Here is a 16,162-nt window from a genome sequence, read left to right on the forward strand (position 1 = left end):
CACTCCTTTGGAAGTCAAAAATTTTGCATGATAAAAATATAATGATCAATCGTTGAAATATTACTGAATTTTTTACTATTTCCCAAGAAGAAAAACAAAAAAGCCACCCTTGTTAGGGGTAGCTCGGATCGCATCATAGCTTGGTTCCTGTAGCGGATGGTATTGTGGCTTGCGATGACTACTCTATTTCGCCCTGCGAAAGCCTGCTGCCTGGGCGTCTTCTTCGGTGGCAAAATACTCTTCTGCTTTGGTGCTGTTATAATAGCGCCCACCGGGGACGTGGTAGATTTTTTCGCCTTTGGAGTTGATGTTACCTTTGATCGGCTTGGTTGGATCGGGGATATCGGATATTGGGTTTTGGGAAGACGTACCGGATGCAGTTGAGTCAGATGACTTCTGTCCAGATGACGGCCTTTGTCCGGTTGCGGCTTCTTTTGTCCCAGAATCACTATTTACTGAGGTTTCCTTCCCTTCTGCTTTCCCTTCATCTTTCCCATCCTCCAGCGCCCACAGTCCGCGGTTCTGCTCCCGCGCCTCCCGTTCGGCTTCAAGGAACGTATCCGCAAACGCAACATTCGGCGGGATCGTCATGATACGGGCATAGCCTTCACGAACCAGCTTTTCGTTGACAAACGTGCCGTCCTCCAGATAGGCGTAGGCCAGCAGACGCTTGTATTTGTCATAAGGTTCGGCGTCGAAGCGCAGGGTGACGGTCTGACCCGTCAAGAGCCCCTTGGTATACTTGCTCGCTTCTTTACCATAAGGCTCCACCGGATGATTCGGCTTCACCGTCTCAGGGGTGTCGACACCGATCAGACGGACACGCTCTCCGGTGCTGAGCTGGAAGGTGTCGCCGTCGGTTACTTTTTCAACCGTGGCGGTCATCTCACCGTTATCCGACGGTTGGTTGGCTGGTGTGGAGCATGCAGCGAGCATGACAGACAGGATGAGTGTGAGCATGATGCCTGTAATAGTGCTTCCGATGGTGTGTCCAATCGTGCGTTGACGACGGATGGTGTATGGTTTTGCGTACAATTTCATGGTTAACCCTCTTCCCTACTTCCTCCCGGCCAGGCGCTTCAGCATCCCGTAGACTCTGCTCAGACTCTCGCCTGTGTTGCCCTTTTCCATCGCAGCCAGATAGGTTGCGCGATTGTCGTGGACAGAGGTAATTCCCCGCAGCAGGGTCTCATCGGTCAGATTTTCTTCCATCAGCACCTCGGCATAGCCTTGGCGCTTGAATGAGTTGGCGTTGAGGATTTGGTCACCGCGGCTCGCCCCTTTGGACAGTGGGATGAGCAGCATCGGCTTTTTCAAGGCGAGGAATTCATAGATCGAGTTGGAACCGGCGCGGGAGACGACCAGATCGGCCATCGCCATCACATCTGGAAGCTCATCGCTGATATATTCGAACTGTTTGTATCCTTTACGGGTAAGTGCTTCATCCACTTGCCCCTTGCCGCAGATATGTACGATCTGAAAGGACGCCAGCAGCGCATCGAGATTGTTGCGGATCGCCTGATTGATCCGCTGGGAACCAAGACTGCCACCCATGATCAACAGCACGGGCTTGCCGCTGACAAAATCACACAGCTTGCGCCCGCGTGCCGCGTCTCCTTCGAACAGTTCTTCGCGGACAATCGCCCCGACATACTCTGCTTTGTCGGTCTTCAGGAAGCGCTCGGTCTCTGGGAATGTCGTACAGACCTTGGACGCGAACGGAATGGAGATTTTGTTGGCAAGCCCTGGAGTGTAGTCAGACTCGTGGATGACCACCGGAATGCGGTTGAGCCATGCACCGAGGACGACCGGAACGGAGACGAAGCCGCCTTTGGAGAAGATTACGCTCGGTTTTTCTTTACGAATCACATTGTACGCCTGAAAAACACCTGCTGCCACCTTGAACGGGTCCTTGAAATTGTTCCAGTCAAAATAGCGCCGCAGCTTGCCCGTGGCGATCTCGTGGTAGCGTACATCGTGGATTGTGCTGATCAGTTGCTTTTCAATGCCGGTTGCTGATCCTATATATACGGTATCCCAGCCGTCCTTTTGGAACTTCGGGATGAGTGCCAGATTGACTGTGACGTGTCCTGCTGAACCACCGCCGGTAAAGAGGATTTTTTTGTTCATGTTCGTGTTGACCTCACTTTCGCGTTACTGCTCTCCCTTTAACGATTATATTTGAGTCGAAAGGTTTTTCACACCATTTTATCACGGATAGGCAGAAAAAGCCCTTGATCATTTTGCCGAAAAAATGGCGGTGATCAAGAGCTTTTTTCATAACAGGGATGGCGTTGCGCTCTGTGGCAGTTCGTTTCTTAGCCTGGCTTATTCGATCAAGGTGACTTGCACCTGCTTGGACACTCCTCTGTAAGTAGCGGTGATGACCGCTTTTCCTTTGGCCATTCCCGTCAAAAAGCCGAGGTCGACCGTGACGATCTTCGGATTACTGCTTTTCCAGTCAGCCAAGCCGTGTACGGCTGCTTTGGTCCCGTCTTCATATACGGCCGTCAAATTGAGGAAGCCCCAATCCTCCTTGTACAGCGTCAAGTTTGATGGACTGATGATCAGCTCTTTTAGGGGTTGATCCGTTTCAATTTTTACGGGGACGGCGGACAGACTGTGCTTTCCATAGAAGGCACTTACACCGGAACCCCCGATACGTTCTGCCTTGAAGACCCCTGGTTCGAGCTTGACCAGCATTGAATTGCTGACAAACCAATTCGCCAGCTCAGTCACATCTTCGGTTGTACCATTCTCGAACGTAGCAATCGCCCTAAACCGGACAATCTCCCCCTTTTTTACCGAGGTTGGGGTCAGCGCCTCGATTTTGACATCTGTAACCGTCTCTTCTTTAGTCAGCTTTCTTACCCGGATCTCACAGATAGCGGTTTTGTTTTTATCAACGGTCTTGACGGTGATCCTCGCAGTTCCTTCTTTGAGTGCCTCAATCCGGCCATCCTGATCCACCTTGACCACCTTTGGATTGCTAGATGACCATGTGACTTTTTTATTCAACGCATTGCTGGGCATGACGACTGCGATCAGTTGTGTCTTGTCTTTGATTTTCATCTGCAGGCTGGTTTGACTGAGTGTGACGCCCTCCACTGGATCAGGAGTAGCCTCGATGTGAACGGCGGAAAGGGTGGCATCCATTTCGGTGTCCCAGCCCTGATAACGACCTCCCGTCAGGAAGTTGTCGTCCGCGAGCGGGAGCAAACAGGTGAAGCGATGTCCCTTACCGACATTCGCCTCCCATAATACGGTTCCGGTCAAATCCATTTTGGTGATTCGCATCGGGAGGCTTTTGTCGTAGACGCTGTTATTATGATGCTGACCGATCAGGATATTCCCGTCTGCGCTGGGGACGACGAGGTCCGCTTCATAATCAGCGGTCAGCTTCAGTACCTGCTTCCACTCCACTTCGCCCAGTTCATTGGCAAGCATCATCGTTCCTGGTTCCTTAAATCTTGCGAAGTTGACATAAAGGTACTTGCCGTTCTTCATAGTCAGGACGTGACTGTCATACGTATTGGGAATCAAGGCTTGCGATATGATCTTCCCCTTGGAATTGACCGTGAACATCCCGCCTTGGGCGACGAGCAGATAGGAGTTGTACGGTTTCGGTACAATATTCACCACACTTGACAATGCTTTCGGTGGTCTAAGCTTCCACTGTAATGTACCTTTCGAGTCTATCTTGACGACCAGACCAAATCCGGTGATCAAATAACCGCCGTCACTTGTCTGGAGGGCATCGCTCGGAGAGTCATTCCCTTGGTCTGCATACGTCTGTTCCCACTGCTTCTCCCCTAGTGAATCTGTCTTGATGACATATAAATCCGTGCCGTTTTCACCAGAAATCCGTGCTGAACCATACAACAGATATCCATTGTCTTTGGTCGGGATTACGTCATAGACCCCCTGTTGTTCCTTATTGGTATAGATCTGTTCCCATTGGATCTTACCGTTCTGATCGAGCTTGATAAACCTTGTATCCAAATAGGAACGTGCGATCGCAACAAACTCGTTATCACCCGTCTGTTGCACGCTCATTAAGTCATCTGGTGCTTCTGTCGCAAAAGACATCTCCCACTTGGTCTCTACTTCGCTTGCATCTGGTTGAGCCGTAGAAGAAACAGCTGCTTTTGCTGCCGAACCATCCGCGTATCCCATGCCTTGATTCCATATCAGGCTCATGATCAAGACCCAAACTGTACACAATCTCACTACCCATTTACTCATATCGAAAAATCCGCCCCTATTACACAAATGATGAAACTGCCACTTTTCAATGAAATGACACAAGGAAAAATTCGCCATAACCCGACAAAATCCTCCCCGTCGCACTTCTCCCACTATACGGAATCCTTTTTTCGTCTTATACTGTTGATGTTGAAAGATTGGAAGATTGTTAACCTATAGGAGTGATATTGCACATGACACTGAAAAAAGCTCTGACCATCGCAGGTTCTGACACGAGTGGTGGCGCTGGTATCCAAGCCGACCTCAAAACCTTCCAAGAACTTGGTGTATTCGGTATGACTGCGCTGACTGTCATCGTCGCGCAAGACCCTCATAATGATTGGTTCCATGCGGTGTTCCCTATCGCCGCTGATACCGTCAAAGCCCAATTGGAGACGGTTGTCCAAGGGATTGGCGTAGATGCTCTCAAAACAGGTATGCTCGGCTCTGTCGAACTGATTGAGTTGGCTGCCAACTTCATCGACACCCACAACCTGCAAAACGTCGTCGTCGACCCGGTCATGGTCTGCAAAGGCGCTGATGAGGTGCTCCACCCTGAGTCCGCACATGCTCTGCGTGACATCCTCTCTCCACGTGCAACCGTCGTGACACCAAACCTCTTTGAAGCAGGTCAATTGAGCGGCCTTGGCCCAATCACTACGGTTGAGCTGATGAAAGAAGCAGCTGCCCGCATCCAAGCCTCCGGTGCAAAATTCGTACTGGTCAAAGGCGGCGGCAAGCTCCAGCACGAAAAAGCAGTAGACGTCCTGTACGACGGCACCACCTTTGAAGTGCTCGAAGGCGAACGCATTAACACCACCTTCACCCATGGCGCAGGTTGCACCTACTCCGCGGCCATCACAGCAGAGCTTGCCAAAGGCAAATCCGTACGTGAAGCAATCGGTACCGCAAAAGAATTCATCACCGAAGCGATCCGTGAATCCTTCCAGCTGAACCAATACGTAGGCCCGACCAACCACGGCGCTTACCGCAACAAGCTGGTTCGTCAATAATCTGCATCGGTCGATACAGGTAAGAAATCTATACAGGAAAAAGCAGGGTGTTTGCGCCCTGCTTTTTTTATTTGCCCCTGTAGACATCCACTTGCATGCCAGTGGTCAAGCTGCACAGCCCCATCTCTGCTGTGCATAATCTGTTTTACCTCATGGAAGGATAATCAGGAAAACAATGGGTAGCAGGTGATAAAGGGGGATCTCTGTGGATGAAATTTTACTAGCCAGGTCAACGTTCGGCACGACAATGGCCTTTCATATTATTTTTGCATCGCTTGGGGTCGGACTCCCCTTGATGATTCTATTAGCCGAGGTGCTTTATCTACGGACCAAAGACTCGGATTACCGGCTGATGGCGAAGCGTTGGATCAAGGGACAGGCCATCCTGCTGGGTGTCGCCATCCCGTCTGGAACCATCGCCGGGGTTCAGTTGTCACTGTTGTGGCCCGGCTTTATGGAAGTCGTGGGAAAAGTGATCTCCCTGCCGTTTCAGATTGAAATTTTCGCTTTCTTTCTAGAGGCGCTCTTCATGTCAATCTATGTCTATGCCGCTGACCGCCTCACTCCTTGGATGAGACTGCTCAGTGTGTTTCTCGTCCTCGTCGGCGCTACCGCATCTGCTGTGCTGATCACCAATGTCCATGCATTTGAAGGAACGCCTGCCGGTTTTGACATCGTGAACGGGCAGATTGTCAATGTCGACCCATGGGCAGCCTTTTTTAATCCCAGCTTCGTCGTGACCGCCCTGCATGTGACGGTCTCTGCTTACATGACTGGCGCATTCGTCATCGCCACAGTGGCTGCGTACAAGATGCTGAAGACACGAAAAGACACCAAAGAATTTCACTTCCATCAAAAAGCGTTACTCATGGGCCTGATCGTCGGTGGGACGTTCTCCCTGCTCACCGCGCTGAATGGTCACGAATCCGCCCAGTATCTGCATCGCTATCAGCCGGAAAAATTAGCGGCTGCCGAGGGTCTGTTCGAGACACAGCCCTATGCACCGCTGGCCATCGGCGGATACACCGATCCCGTGACCAAAGAAGTCAAATACGCCATTGAAATCCCGTGGGCACTCAGCTTTTTGGCGGCCAACCGCTTTGATGAAGTGGTGGTCGGACTCAACGATTTCCCACAAGAATACTGGCCTCCCCTCTTCATTCACGTCTTGTTTAACGGAATGGTCGGGATCGGCTCCTTGCTGATTTTCGTCGGTTTTATCGGCTTTGCTTGGAAAAAGCTGCTCAAACGGGAATCCTATCCGCGCTGGGTCATGTGGATCTTCGTCGCCAGCGGCCCTCTCTCCATCCTCGGAATTGAGTTTGGCTGGGTCTTTGCCTGCACAGGAAGACAGCCGTGGGTGATCTATCGCATGATGACTACGGCGGAAGCGGCGACGAAGGCAGAGGGACTGGGCTTTTTCTTCGCGATCTTCCTTGCGATCTACATCTTGTTGGGAATCGTCACCGTGCTAGTGTTCAAATACTATTTCAGACGTCATCCCCTTCGTCTGCAGGACGGCAGTCAAGAGGCAGCAAAATGATCTCACGTAAAAAAGGGTGGTCGATGTGACAGATACGGTTATCGCTGTGACGCTCCTGTGGATTTTTGTGATGATTTACGCTGTGGCAGCTTCAATCGATTTTGGGGCCGGATTCTGGTCGATGGTCTATCTCAACCACGAAAAGACGCGGGCGACCAACATCGCCAACCGCTATCTGTCGCCTTCGTGGGAAGTGACCAACGTATTTATCGTCTTAATCGTCGTCGCTCTGGTTACGTTTTTTCCCGGCGCGATCTACACGCTTGGCTCGGTCCTGATGATTCCGGTCAGTCTTGTACTCTTATTGCTGTTAATCCGCAGTGCGTTTCTCGTCTTCTCCCATCTCATTGATGAATATCACAAAATGCTGAGCATCGTCTCCGGGATTACGGGCTTCCTGATCCCGGCCCTGTTGATTCTGGTGCTGCCGATTACGCAGGGTGGCTTCATCAAAGTCGTGAAGGATGTGCCCATGCTTGATTTCATGGGACTTTTGACTAGTCCACATGCCTTCTCCTACATCGGGCTTGCGGTCACCAGCACACTGTTTCTCTCGTCTCTCTTATTAAGCGACTATTCCCATGTGTCAGGGGCGACGCAGGCATTCAAGATTTACCGCCGGGACGCGATCCTAATCGGTCCGGTTACGCTTCTGATGGCAATTCTTACGCTGCAGACGATGAGATTGGAGAATGGCTGGCTGTACGACAAGATTTTTGACAATCTCCCGTGGCTTGTCGCCTCTGCGGTCTTTTTCTTTCTCTGTTATATCTTTCTCCTGCTGCCCCAGCGAGCCAAAATCGGGCTCTCTCTGCCAAGACTCTCGGTCATCTGTGCCCTGATCCAATACCTGTTGGCCAGCTATGCATACGGAGCAGCCCACCTGCCGTATATTGTCTACCCGGATATCACGATTGAGTCCGGCTTTACCGACCACGCGACATTTCACGCGCTGTTCGTCAGCTACATCGTCGGCTTTGCTATCTTAATTCCTGGTTTCATCTACTTCTGGCGGATGTTTATGAAGGATGAAAACTACCTGCGGCAACGCCCCAAGCAAAAGACGTGAAACACCAAAAGCTCTGACGCAAATCATTCTTTGCATCAGAGCTTTTCTTATTGGTTATGGGCCACTTTGCCTCATGTCGTTATGTATGAAATATGGAGGATGACGGGATCGAACCGCCGACCCTCTGCTTGTAAGGCAGATGCTCTCCCAGCTGAGCTAATCCTCCGCAGATGGCGGACAGGGTGGGATTTGAACCCACGAGACGGTTCAACACCGCCTACACGATTTCCAATCGTGCTCCTTCGGCCACTCGGACACCTGTCCATCTCATAAAAAATGGCTCCTCAGGACGGACTCGAACCGCCAGCCTACCGGTTAACAGCCGGTTGCTCCACCATTGAGCTACTGAGGAACATATCGAACGTGGTGGGCCTAGGCTGACTCGAACAGCCGACCTCACGCTTATCAGGCGTGCGCTCTAACCAACTGAGCTATAGGCCCGTGAAAAAGAATGGAGCGGGTGATGGGAATCGAACCCACGCGACCAGCTTGGAAGGCTGGAGTTCTACCATTGAACTACACCCGCATTTTTTATTACTATGATGGTGCTCCCGACAGGAATCGAACCTGCGACCTCTTCCTTACCATGGAAACGCTCTACCGACTGAGCTACAGGAGCATATCAAATTGGTGCGGTCGGTGAGACTCGAACTCACACGGGTCGCCCCGCCACCCCCTCAAGATGGTGCGTCTGCCAATTCCGCCACGACCGCAAAATATATAAATGGTAGCGGCGGAGGGACTCGAACCCCCGACCTTTCGGGTATGAACCGAACGCTATAGCCAGCTAAGCTACGCCGCCACATGATTTTGTCAAATATAATAATTGCCAGTAAATCTGGCGGAGAGTGAGGGATTCGAACCCTCGCTACGCTTGCGCATACTAACGGTTTAGCAAACCGTCCCCTTCGGCCTCTTGGGTAACTCTCCATATATGGTGGAGCTGAACGGGATCGAACCGATGACCTCCTGCTTGCAAGGCAGGCGCTCTCCCAACTGAGCTACAGCCCCATGCTTGTCCATGAGTTGTTCCATGCTATTTTTGTTTACGGTGTTATCTAGCGGGAACATTTTTAACTTTATCACATCTTAGCGATGAATTTCAAGAATAAATTTTTACCAGAATCGCATGATCATTTCCACTCGAAGATGATCGGCGCGGCGACTGGACTCTTACTGTAACACGGTTGTCTGGGCAAGATCAAATGCATTTTCTGGAGAAAAAAAGACCTCTTCACATCAGCGCGAAGAGGTCTTTCACTATTGATCTTGCTATGTCATGCTCTCTACTGCTTTTTCCACGTAATCCAGCCGTTCGCCTCAACAATCTCCAAAAACTTGACGAGACGCGGATAGAGCGGCTCAGCTGCTTCCCCGAACGTCTGGCGCAGATGTACGGCGATATCCTCCACCGTTCTCTGTCCGTCGCACTGGGAGAGGACGGCTTCGCCCAGTGCATCCAGCTTGATGCGGATCGCGGCGGGCTGCTTCATATATTTGACCGACAACCGCTCCAGCCAGCTGGTACGAGGGATGACCAGTGCGGCCCCTTCCCCGGATATGTCGAGCTGAAGCCCTTCTCTAATAGAAGGAATCATCGTCAGTAGGTTCTGGCTTCGCGGATTGGTACGGCTGCCTGCGTCCACACGTTTACTTCGCGCGAGCAGACCCACCGCGGTTCCCCCTCATCGCTACCCACCAGAGCAAGAGCGATACCAGAATGAACAGGCCCATGGAGACCAGGCCGCTTTCGGTCAGTACGTTTTCTGGCATCGGTACTTTGAGCCAGATCAGGATCGCGATGACGACACCGATCAGGGACTCACCTGCAATCAGACCGGATGCGAACAACGTGCCTGTTTCGGTACGGAGCTTGCGGGCATTGTCATCTTTGCTGAAGAAATCAACCAGCCAGCTGACCAGACCGCCCACCATGATCGGTGTGCTGACGTGAATCGGCAGGTAGATCCCAACTGCTACAGTCAGGGAGTTGAGACCGAGGAACTCGATTACGACAGCAGATGCTGCCCCGATGAAGATCAGATCCCATGGCAGGTTGCCCTGCATCAAGCCTTCGACGACCAGCTTCATCAAGACCGCTTTTGGCGCTGGCAGATTCTCAGAGCCCATCACATAGGTCTCATGAAGAACGGTCAGGATGAATCCGATCAACAGGCCAGAGACGAGGACACCAATCATCATCGCGATCTGCTGTTTCCACGGAGTCGCGCCGACGAGATAACCTGTTTTTAAGTCTTGGGAGATATCTCCTGCTACAGCCAGTGCGGTACATACGATGGCACCAACGGTCAGAGCTGCGATCATGCCTTCTGTACCAGTCACACCGGAGAGCTTGAATACGACAGTCACAATCAACAGAGTCGCGATGGTCATCCCAGAGACTGGTGAGGACGAGCTGCCCACAATCCCGACGATCCGGGAAGCGACCGTCACGAACAAGAAACCAAAAATCGCCACCGCAATCGCTCCGATCAGACCGATATTGGTCACAGGAGCAAACGCGATAATCAAAATCAGAACGGCTGTACCAAGAATCAGCCAGATGGTTGGGATGTCTTTATCCGTACGTTCGATAGTTACAGTGCCACCGCCTTGACGGCTCATGCTGGCAAGCGTGTCGCGGATGGAGCGATACAGGGTCGGCAGAGTTTTGACCATGGTGATCAAACCACCTGTCGCCACCGCACCCGCACCGATATAGCGGATATAGCTACTCCAGATGCCCCATGCATCCAGATTGGCGATCGGCTCAGTCCCTGGTGCAAGCGGTCCCGCACCCAGACTGCCAAAGTAGCCGATCATCGGAATCAACACGAACCATGCCAATAGACCCCCTGCGAGCATCTGCCCGGCAATCCGCGGTCCGATGATAAAACCAACCCCAAGCAGCGCCGGATAGGTATCGATCCCGATCACGGCATTGCGGAAGTTGAAGAACTGGGTCTCAATCTCGGTCTTAAACCACAGCAGGCCGTCACCAAGAGCTTTGAGCAGCCCGCCAACCACGAAGCCGGAAAAGACAAGCTTCGCGCTCGTACCGCCCGTCTCCCCGGAGATGAGCACCTCTGCACACGCCGTCCCTTCCGGATACGGCAAGGTCTGGTGCTCATTGACGATCAACAGACGGCGCAACGGCACCATCATCAGGACGCCGAGAAAACCACCTGTCAGCACGATGAAGCTGATCATCGTCTGGCTTGGCGTCAGATCCCAGAGAAAGAGTGCAGGCAAGGTAAAAATCGCACCCGCTGCAACGGCCTCCCCTGCTGTTGTCATCGTCTGCACGATATTGTTCTCCAGAATCGATTTGCGGCGGAAGATCCCGCGCAAAATCGCCATGGAAATAACCGCCGCCGGAATGGACGCACTGACGGTCAGGCCGATTTTGAGGCCCAGATAAGCGTTGGCCGCACCAAACACAATGGCGAGTACGACCCCAAGCCCGATGGCGATCGCTGTCATCTCTGGCAAGGATCGAGAAGCCGGTATGTACGGCACGAAAGATGAGGATGAATTGGAAGTGTCCTTATTCAAAAGACTGGCCCCCCTTAACCAATTTTTTTCTACGATTCTCTTGCTTTATAGTTTAACAATAAAACAAAAATCGCATATTTCATGATACCACTAAATAAGATAAGCTCGATTTTTTGTATTTTTTTGTTTATTACGTTATTTTTATCAGGGTGAACAAGTGATTATGCCTAGCAGTATTTCCTTATTCCGATTTTGTACTCAGTTGATCCATGATGTTTTAATCCTTGATTATTCATGAATCATCAGAATTTTTGTCGAAACTTCATTTTTAAAACTTGCAGGAATTTGCAGAACTTTACAGAAAATTGTAATTATGAATCATCCACTTTTATTTAAGGAGGTAGTTATTGTGAAAAAAGTAAGACTGTCGATTCTCACCACGTTCCTCATGCTTGCCACTTGCCTCAGCGGTTACTTCGCTCCATCTGATGCTTGGGCAGCGCCTAATTTCTCCCTGCCGTTCCCTTGCAATCAGACATGGGAAGGACAGACCCGCACCGACCACAATCCACAGCTGTCTGTCGACTTCAACCGTACCGATGACCTGGGCGATCCTGTCGTTGCATCTGCCGGCGGAACCGTCACTACCGTACGTGACCTGGGCGACACCAGCTACGGCAAGTACGTCGTGATTGATCATGGCGGCGGTTGGACTACGTACTATGCTCACCTGAACTCTTTTGCTGTCAGCGTCGGACAATCCATCTCCAAAGGTGCCCGCGTAGGTACAGTAGGCAGCACCGGCGGCTCCACTGGTCCTCACCTGCACTTCGAACAACGTCTGAACGGCGTCACGCAAAAAGCTGTTTTTGACGGTGCAACTGCGCTGTACTACGGCTCTAAGAGCTACACCAGCAAAAACAGCTGCGGTACTGCTAGTGCAACAGGTACCGTCAACACCAGCGGCACTCCTCTGACTGTCCGCTCCGGCCCTGGCACTGGCTACACTGCTGTCGGTTCCCTCGCTGACGGAACCAAAGTAACAATCTACTGCCAAACCCGCGGTACATCTGTGACAGGTACATACGGCACTTCTGACATCTGGGATCGGATCGGTACGGGTCAGTATATTGCTGATGCTTACGTGTATACCGGTTCGGATGGACTGGTAGCGCCGAGCTGTAATTAATGAAAAAACCGACTGCTTTTCGGAAATTTCTCCGGGCAGTCGGTTTTTTTTGTGCTAGAAAGGATTACGATTCGGGTCACTATTGCTCATCCGTGGCGTTGATGCTTGTCCAGTCCGGCGGGAACCCGTCTTTTACAACCTTATCTATTTCAGAATACTCAGTTAACTATCTGCGGTACGAAATCTGTGCAATATCCCCCAGGCTTGTAACCAAGCCGTTTACCATCTCAATCGATTGAAACATGAACAACGGAAGTCCTACACCATAGAGCAATACCTCACCAATCCAAGCTGCCATCATAACTTCCATCTCCTCTCATGATGCCTCTGTAATATGGGGTTGTACATGATAGTTTCCCGGTTTTTTCTATGGGTAAACTTGTATAGTTGAAAAATTCTTAAAAATTACACAATGAAAAAAGACCAGCCATAGCTGATCGGTAATACGGCTACGGAAGGTCTTCTATGTAAAACGTCCCTCTACAATCCGGCGTTGCGTTGCAGCCTTCTGGCGATCTCCATGAAATCCTCGTAGGAGACCCCAGGCGCGAACTCCTCCGGTCTGTCTTCCAAGTCAGTCATAGGGGCGCCTTCTGGTGCACCGATGATCACTTGCAGTGGTTCACCTGTCATTGGGTTGGGGCCGTTCCAGATTTTGTCGATATCACGGTAGTCGGTCTCGCTCCAGGTGTAGAGGATGTTGCTGAGTCCTTTGTTTTCGTATTTGACCGCTGTCTCAAAAGCACGGTTGTCGAGATTAGGGATCGGGAGCATTTTGGTGACATCGGCTCCGGTCAGTATTTCCAGTGCTTTGGCATAAGCGATGATGTGTGTGCCACCGCGGACGAGCAGATAGCCAATCATCTCACGGGCGGTCGGGTGTGAGGTCATCTCATAGACACGCATCTTATGGGTACGTGCGCCACACTCCAGGAAAAAGTTGTGAAGCATATCAAACACGATATTGCCGCTCGATACGACATAATCCCCGCGCCACGGTGAACCCTGCGAATCGACGGGAAACGAGGTCTGGGCGGTCGCGATATAGTGATAAGACATACGCGCATCTTTTCCAGGCTGCAATGGTGCTGTATCTGGGTCTCCAGGGAAGGTAACCCGATCTAAGCACAGGTTGATCGTATGCGAGACCAGCTCTACGTGACCAAACTCTTCGGCGGTGATACTGGCTACGATATCGTAGAACGGCTTGAGTTTTTTGCGTTGACGGAAGTTGAAGGATTGGTACATATAGTTGTTCAAGGTGGACATTTCGCCGAAACGTCCACCCAACAGCTCCTGCACGGCGGCCGCTGCATTCGGGTCAGCAAATTTCGGTTTTGGCAGATCGATCGCCAGACGATCATATCGCTTAAACATGGAATTCCCCCCACATCATCGTAGTTACCCTACAGATGAGATATGAGGGGGGAGGTCTGTCTCATTCCATATTTACTCTGGTCTTACCCAGACGATCTGTTGAATTCGGATGAAAAAGGTGGAATCCGCGATTTGCAGCACGACATGATCCGGTGCGACGTCTGCAACAACTCCCCGAAGATTGCCACGCACCGTTTCGATGGTCACCACATGGCCGCACGCTGCTTGCAGGGTCTGGTACACATATGGATCAAGATGAGCCGTAAAATTCACATTAGGTTGGGTATTCATTCGTGATGTCTCCTCCTCTGGGTGTTTCACCCTATCTTATGAGCAGACTTCACGCATTGGTTCATCGTGGGCTACAGATATTTTTCGAAGCTTTTCTCAACGCTCTTCCATTTAGCGATAGCGGCGAGGATTTTGCCCATTCCTTTTTGGATAAAAAGCGGTACTTTAGGCGTATAGGTCTCCGCCATCTCATACAGCAGGGCGGATTGCCAGATGTTTTTCGGGTGCCCATTGGAATTGATCTGTCCGTCATTGGCCAGTCCATAGCCGATCCTAAAAACTGCTTCAAAATTGCGGGCCGGACGGATTTCGGCTTCGAAGCTGATGGGCCCATCTGTTCTGTTCCAAAAAGCGTGGTGGCTGTTGATCGGTGCGATCGCGGTCTGACCGGGCCTAAGGACATGTGTCTCTTCCCCCACTATCACGGTCAACTCTCCCTGCACGACTTTGAATGATTCTTGGATCGTGGCATGGTAGTGCAGATCGACCCCGCCACCCGGCTGCAGCTCAACGAGTGCCAGCAGGAATTCGCCGTTGGTCTCTTCGGTGGTTTTGAGAAAGGTCATTTTGTCTCCAACGACGGGATTGATGATGGTCCGGCTTTTTTCCAAAATGGATATCCTCCTTATGATCTTGTTCTCGATGTAATTGGAATGAATATCCTATTCTCGCTATTTCGACAAAAACCTCTTTTTATTCACAAGAAACAGCCTCTGCCGGTCGATCTGGCAGAGGCTGCATGTTGATGTCTGGTTATGCCTACTCAAAAGGGTTCGGCTTCGCGCGGGGAATCGGATACTGCTCTTCTGGACGTCCCTCGTCCCCGACGCGGCCCTTGTCGATGGAACCGACTGGTACGGTGTCCTCGACAGCATAGGCAAGCTGATCACGATTGGCATCGGATGAGGATGCGGTCATGGATTGGTTCTGAGTGTTGCTTGGATTGCTGGTTGGGTTGCTGCTGGATTGGTTCATACGGTCACCCCCTCGACATCGGTTAGGATGTACGGGATAGGTGACGGGTATCCGAAACAGGAGGGAATTGGGCTACGAGTGAGCGCTTCCCTTTGCCTTTCTCATGTACGTTATCGGAGCAGCTTGATGAATTCGCGCATGAAGCTAGGCAGATCCGGCCAGGCATGACCAGACACCAGGTTGCCGTGGACATGCAGGGTGCTGCTGCTCACATAGGTTGCGCCGCATGCTTCTACATCAGGGCGGCATGCTTGGTAAGCGGTCAGCTCACGGCCTTGGAGATGCTCACGGACGAGCGCCAGCACCTGTGAACCATGGCAGATGGATGCAACCGGCTTGTTGGTCTCGAAGAAGTGAGCCACGATTGGCTTGAGGTATTCGTTGAGACGGATATATTCAGGCGCCCGGCCACCCGGAATGATCAGGGCGTCGTAGTCGCTTGGATTGACTTCGGAGAATGCCACATGGGATTCAAGGCGGTAAGCTGGTTTTTCGGTATACGTCTCGCTGTGAGGTTCAAAATCGTGGATCACGGTATTGAGCAGCTTTTTGCTCGGGGACGCGATTACGGTCTCGAAGCCTTCCTCCAGACAGCGGTAGTACGGGTAGTAGATTTCCAGTGCCTCAACGGCGTCGCCTGTGACAATCAGTACTTTTTTGCTCATGAGAAGTTCCTCCCTTGGTTGGATGAATATTGAGTTCGTTAGGAAAAATGTTCCTCTTCTGTATTATACATCAGATTGGACAAGTCGATGTCAGTTATTTCGTCGTGCTAAGGCTGTATCGTTGCCGGTTGCTCTCATTAACCGTGTTCGCGCTTTCGATAGCGGATGTCTGACTCGTCAATGGGATATTCGTTGGCGCTCACATCTCGGCGTCCATTCTTTTGTTAACAACTTCCATATTCATACATGAAATCCATCATTTTCGAGATAATAGGAAAAGCATTTTCATACAAGGTTGTG

The 16,162-nt window shown here is 51.3% G+C and carries 15 protein-coding genes and 10 tRNA genes; 4 read left to right on the forward strand and 21 right to left on the reverse strand.

Features of this window, described 5'->3' with window-relative positions; translation table 11 throughout:
- Positions 1 to 183 precede the first annotated feature (183 nt).
- From FGI41_RS01105 to FGI41_RS01115, 3 genes are all read right to left on the reverse strand, one after another.
- The gene (locus FGI41_RS01105) at positions 184 to 960 is read right to left on the reverse strand and encodes a thermonuclease family protein (protein WP_176560089.1); all 777 of its coding nucleotides are present in this window, start codon (positions 958 to 960) and stop codon (positions 184 to 186) included.
- A 96-nt stretch (positions 961 to 1,056) separates the two neighbouring features.
- Complete coding sequence (murG, locus tag FGI41_RS01110; RefSeq protein ID WP_139488061.1) at positions 1,057 to 2,130, reverse strand: undecaprenyldiphospho-muramoylpentapeptide beta-N-acetylglucosaminyltransferase; 1,074 nt, start codon at positions 2,128 to 2,130, stop codon at positions 1,057 to 1,059.
- 198 nt (positions 2,131 to 2,328) lie between these two features.
- Positions 2,329 to 4,200 (reverse strand): Ig-like domain-containing protein, encoded by a 1,872-nt coding sequence (locus FGI41_RS01115; RefSeq protein ID WP_176560061.1) that lies wholly within the window; start codon positions 4,198 to 4,200, stop codon positions 2,329 to 2,331.
- A 239-nt stretch (positions 4,201 to 4,439) separates the two neighbouring features.
- Here FGI41_RS01115 and pdxK point away from each other — a divergent pair, with 239 nt between their 5' ends.
- From pdxK to FGI41_RS01130, 3 genes are all read left to right on the forward strand, one after another.
- Positions 4,440 to 5,258: a pyridoxine/pyridoxal/pyridoxamine kinase gene (gene pdxK / locus FGI41_RS01120; protein ID WP_139488063.1), complete on the forward strand. Its 819-nt coding sequence runs from the start codon at positions 4,440 to 4,442 to the stop codon at positions 5,256 to 5,258.
- 205 nt (positions 5,259 to 5,463) lie between these two features.
- Entirely contained in the window at positions 5,464 to 6,801 is a 1,338-nt protein-coding gene (locus FGI41_RS01125) for a cytochrome ubiquinol oxidase subunit I (protein WP_139488064.1), read from the forward strand.
- A 25-nt stretch (positions 6,802 to 6,826) separates the two neighbouring features.
- On the forward strand, positions 6,827 to 7,870 hold the full coding sequence (locus tag FGI41_RS01130; RefSeq protein ID WP_139488065.1) for a cytochrome d ubiquinol oxidase subunit II: 1,044 nt from the start codon (positions 6,827 to 6,829) through the stop codon (positions 7,868 to 7,870).
- Positions 7,871 to 7,963: 93 nt separating this feature from the next.
- Here the strand turns inward: FGI41_RS01130 and FGI41_RS01135 are convergent.
- From FGI41_RS01135 to FGI41_RS01190, 12 genes are all read right to left on the reverse strand, one after another.
- A tRNA-Val gene (locus FGI41_RS01135) sits at positions 7,964 to 8,036 on the reverse strand.
- Between the two features lie 5 nt (positions 8,037 to 8,041).
- Positions 8,042 to 8,134 (reverse strand) — tRNA-Ser (locus FGI41_RS01140).
- Between the two features lie 13 nt (positions 8,135 to 8,147).
- Positions 8,148 to 8,222 (reverse strand) — tRNA-Asn (locus FGI41_RS01145).
- Positions 8,223 to 8,234: 12 nt separating this feature from the next.
- A tRNA-Ile gene (locus FGI41_RS01150) sits at positions 8,235 to 8,311 on the reverse strand.
- 11 nt (positions 8,312 to 8,322) lie between these two features.
- Positions 8,323 to 8,396, reverse strand: a tRNA-Gly gene (locus tag FGI41_RS01155).
- Positions 8,397 to 8,413: 17 nt separating this feature from the next.
- Positions 8,414 to 8,489: transfer RNA gene (locus FGI41_RS01160), tRNA-Thr, on the reverse strand.
- Positions 8,490 to 8,498: 9 nt separating this feature from the next.
- Positions 8,499 to 8,583: transfer RNA gene (locus FGI41_RS01165), tRNA-Leu, on the reverse strand.
- 12 nt (positions 8,584 to 8,595) lie between these two features.
- Positions 8,596 to 8,672: transfer RNA gene (locus FGI41_RS01170), tRNA-Met, on the reverse strand.
- A gap of 37 nt (positions 8,673 to 8,709) precedes the next feature.
- Positions 8,710 to 8,800: transfer RNA gene (locus FGI41_RS01175), tRNA-Ser, on the reverse strand.
- Between the two features lie 5 nt (positions 8,801 to 8,805).
- Positions 8,806 to 8,881 (reverse strand) — tRNA-Ala (locus tag FGI41_RS01180).
- A gap of 275 nt (positions 8,882 to 9,156) precedes the next feature.
- Positions 9,157 to 9,543, reverse strand: coding sequence for a PqqD family peptide modification chaperone (locus tag FGI41_RS01185; RefSeq protein WP_255298253.1), 387 nt, complete (start codon positions 9,541 to 9,543; stop codon positions 9,157 to 9,159).
- Positions 9,521 to 11,425 carry an OPT family oligopeptide transporter gene (locus FGI41_RS01190; protein ID WP_139488066.1) on the reverse strand — a complete coding sequence of 635 codons (1,905 nt, stop codon included), beginning with the start codon at positions 11,423 to 11,425 and terminating at the stop codon, positions 9,521 to 9,523. The genes FGI41_RS01185 and FGI41_RS01190 overlap by 23 nt, the downstream gene beginning before the upstream one ends.
- 349 nt (positions 11,426 to 11,774) lie before the next feature.
- Between FGI41_RS01190 and FGI41_RS01195 the strand changes: the two genes are divergently transcribed.
- On the forward strand, positions 11,775 to 12,554 hold the full coding sequence (locus FGI41_RS01195; protein ID WP_139488067.1) for a peptidoglycan DD-metalloendopeptidase family protein: 780 nt from the start codon (positions 11,775 to 11,777) through the stop codon (positions 12,552 to 12,554).
- 166 nt (positions 12,555 to 12,720) lie between these two features.
- Here the strand turns inward: FGI41_RS01195 and FGI41_RS25310 are convergent, their stop codons facing one another.
- The 6 genes from FGI41_RS25310 to FGI41_RS01220 form a co-directional block, all read right to left on the reverse strand.
- On the reverse strand, positions 12,721 to 12,855 hold the full coding sequence (locus tag FGI41_RS25310; protein WP_255298254.1) for a hypothetical protein: 135 nt from the start codon (positions 12,853 to 12,855) through the stop codon (positions 12,721 to 12,723).
- Between the two features lie 179 nt (positions 12,856 to 13,034).
- A complete protein-coding gene (locus FGI41_RS01200) occupies positions 13,035 to 13,931 on the reverse strand; it encodes a manganese catalase family protein (protein WP_139488068.1) in 897 nt (298 codons plus the stop codon).
- A 72-nt stretch (positions 13,932 to 14,003) separates the two neighbouring features.
- Entirely contained in the window at positions 14,004 to 14,222 is a 219-nt protein-coding gene (locus FGI41_RS01205; RefSeq protein ID WP_139488069.1) for a YuzF family protein, read from the reverse strand.
- Positions 14,223 to 14,293: 71 nt separating this feature from the next.
- A complete protein-coding gene (locus tag FGI41_RS01210; RefSeq protein WP_139488070.1) occupies positions 14,294 to 14,833 on the reverse strand; it encodes a cupin domain-containing protein in 540 nt (179 codons plus the stop codon).
- Between the two features lie 148 nt (positions 14,834 to 14,981).
- The gene (locus FGI41_RS01215; protein WP_139488071.1) at positions 14,982 to 15,197 is read right to left on the reverse strand and encodes a hypothetical protein; all 216 of its coding nucleotides are present in this window, start codon (positions 15,195 to 15,197) and stop codon (positions 14,982 to 14,984) included.
- 110 nt (positions 15,198 to 15,307) lie between these two features.
- Entirely contained in the window at positions 15,308 to 15,862 is a 555-nt protein-coding gene (locus FGI41_RS01220) for a DJ-1/PfpI family protein (RefSeq protein ID WP_139488072.1), read from the reverse strand.
- Positions 15,863 to 16,162 lie beyond the last annotated feature (300 nt).

It is taken from the genome of Brevibacillus dissolubilis, from assembly GCF_006170445.1.
Classification (GTDB): Bacteria; Bacillota; Bacilli; order Brevibacillales; family Brevibacillaceae; genus Brevibacillus_B; species Brevibacillus_B dissolubilis.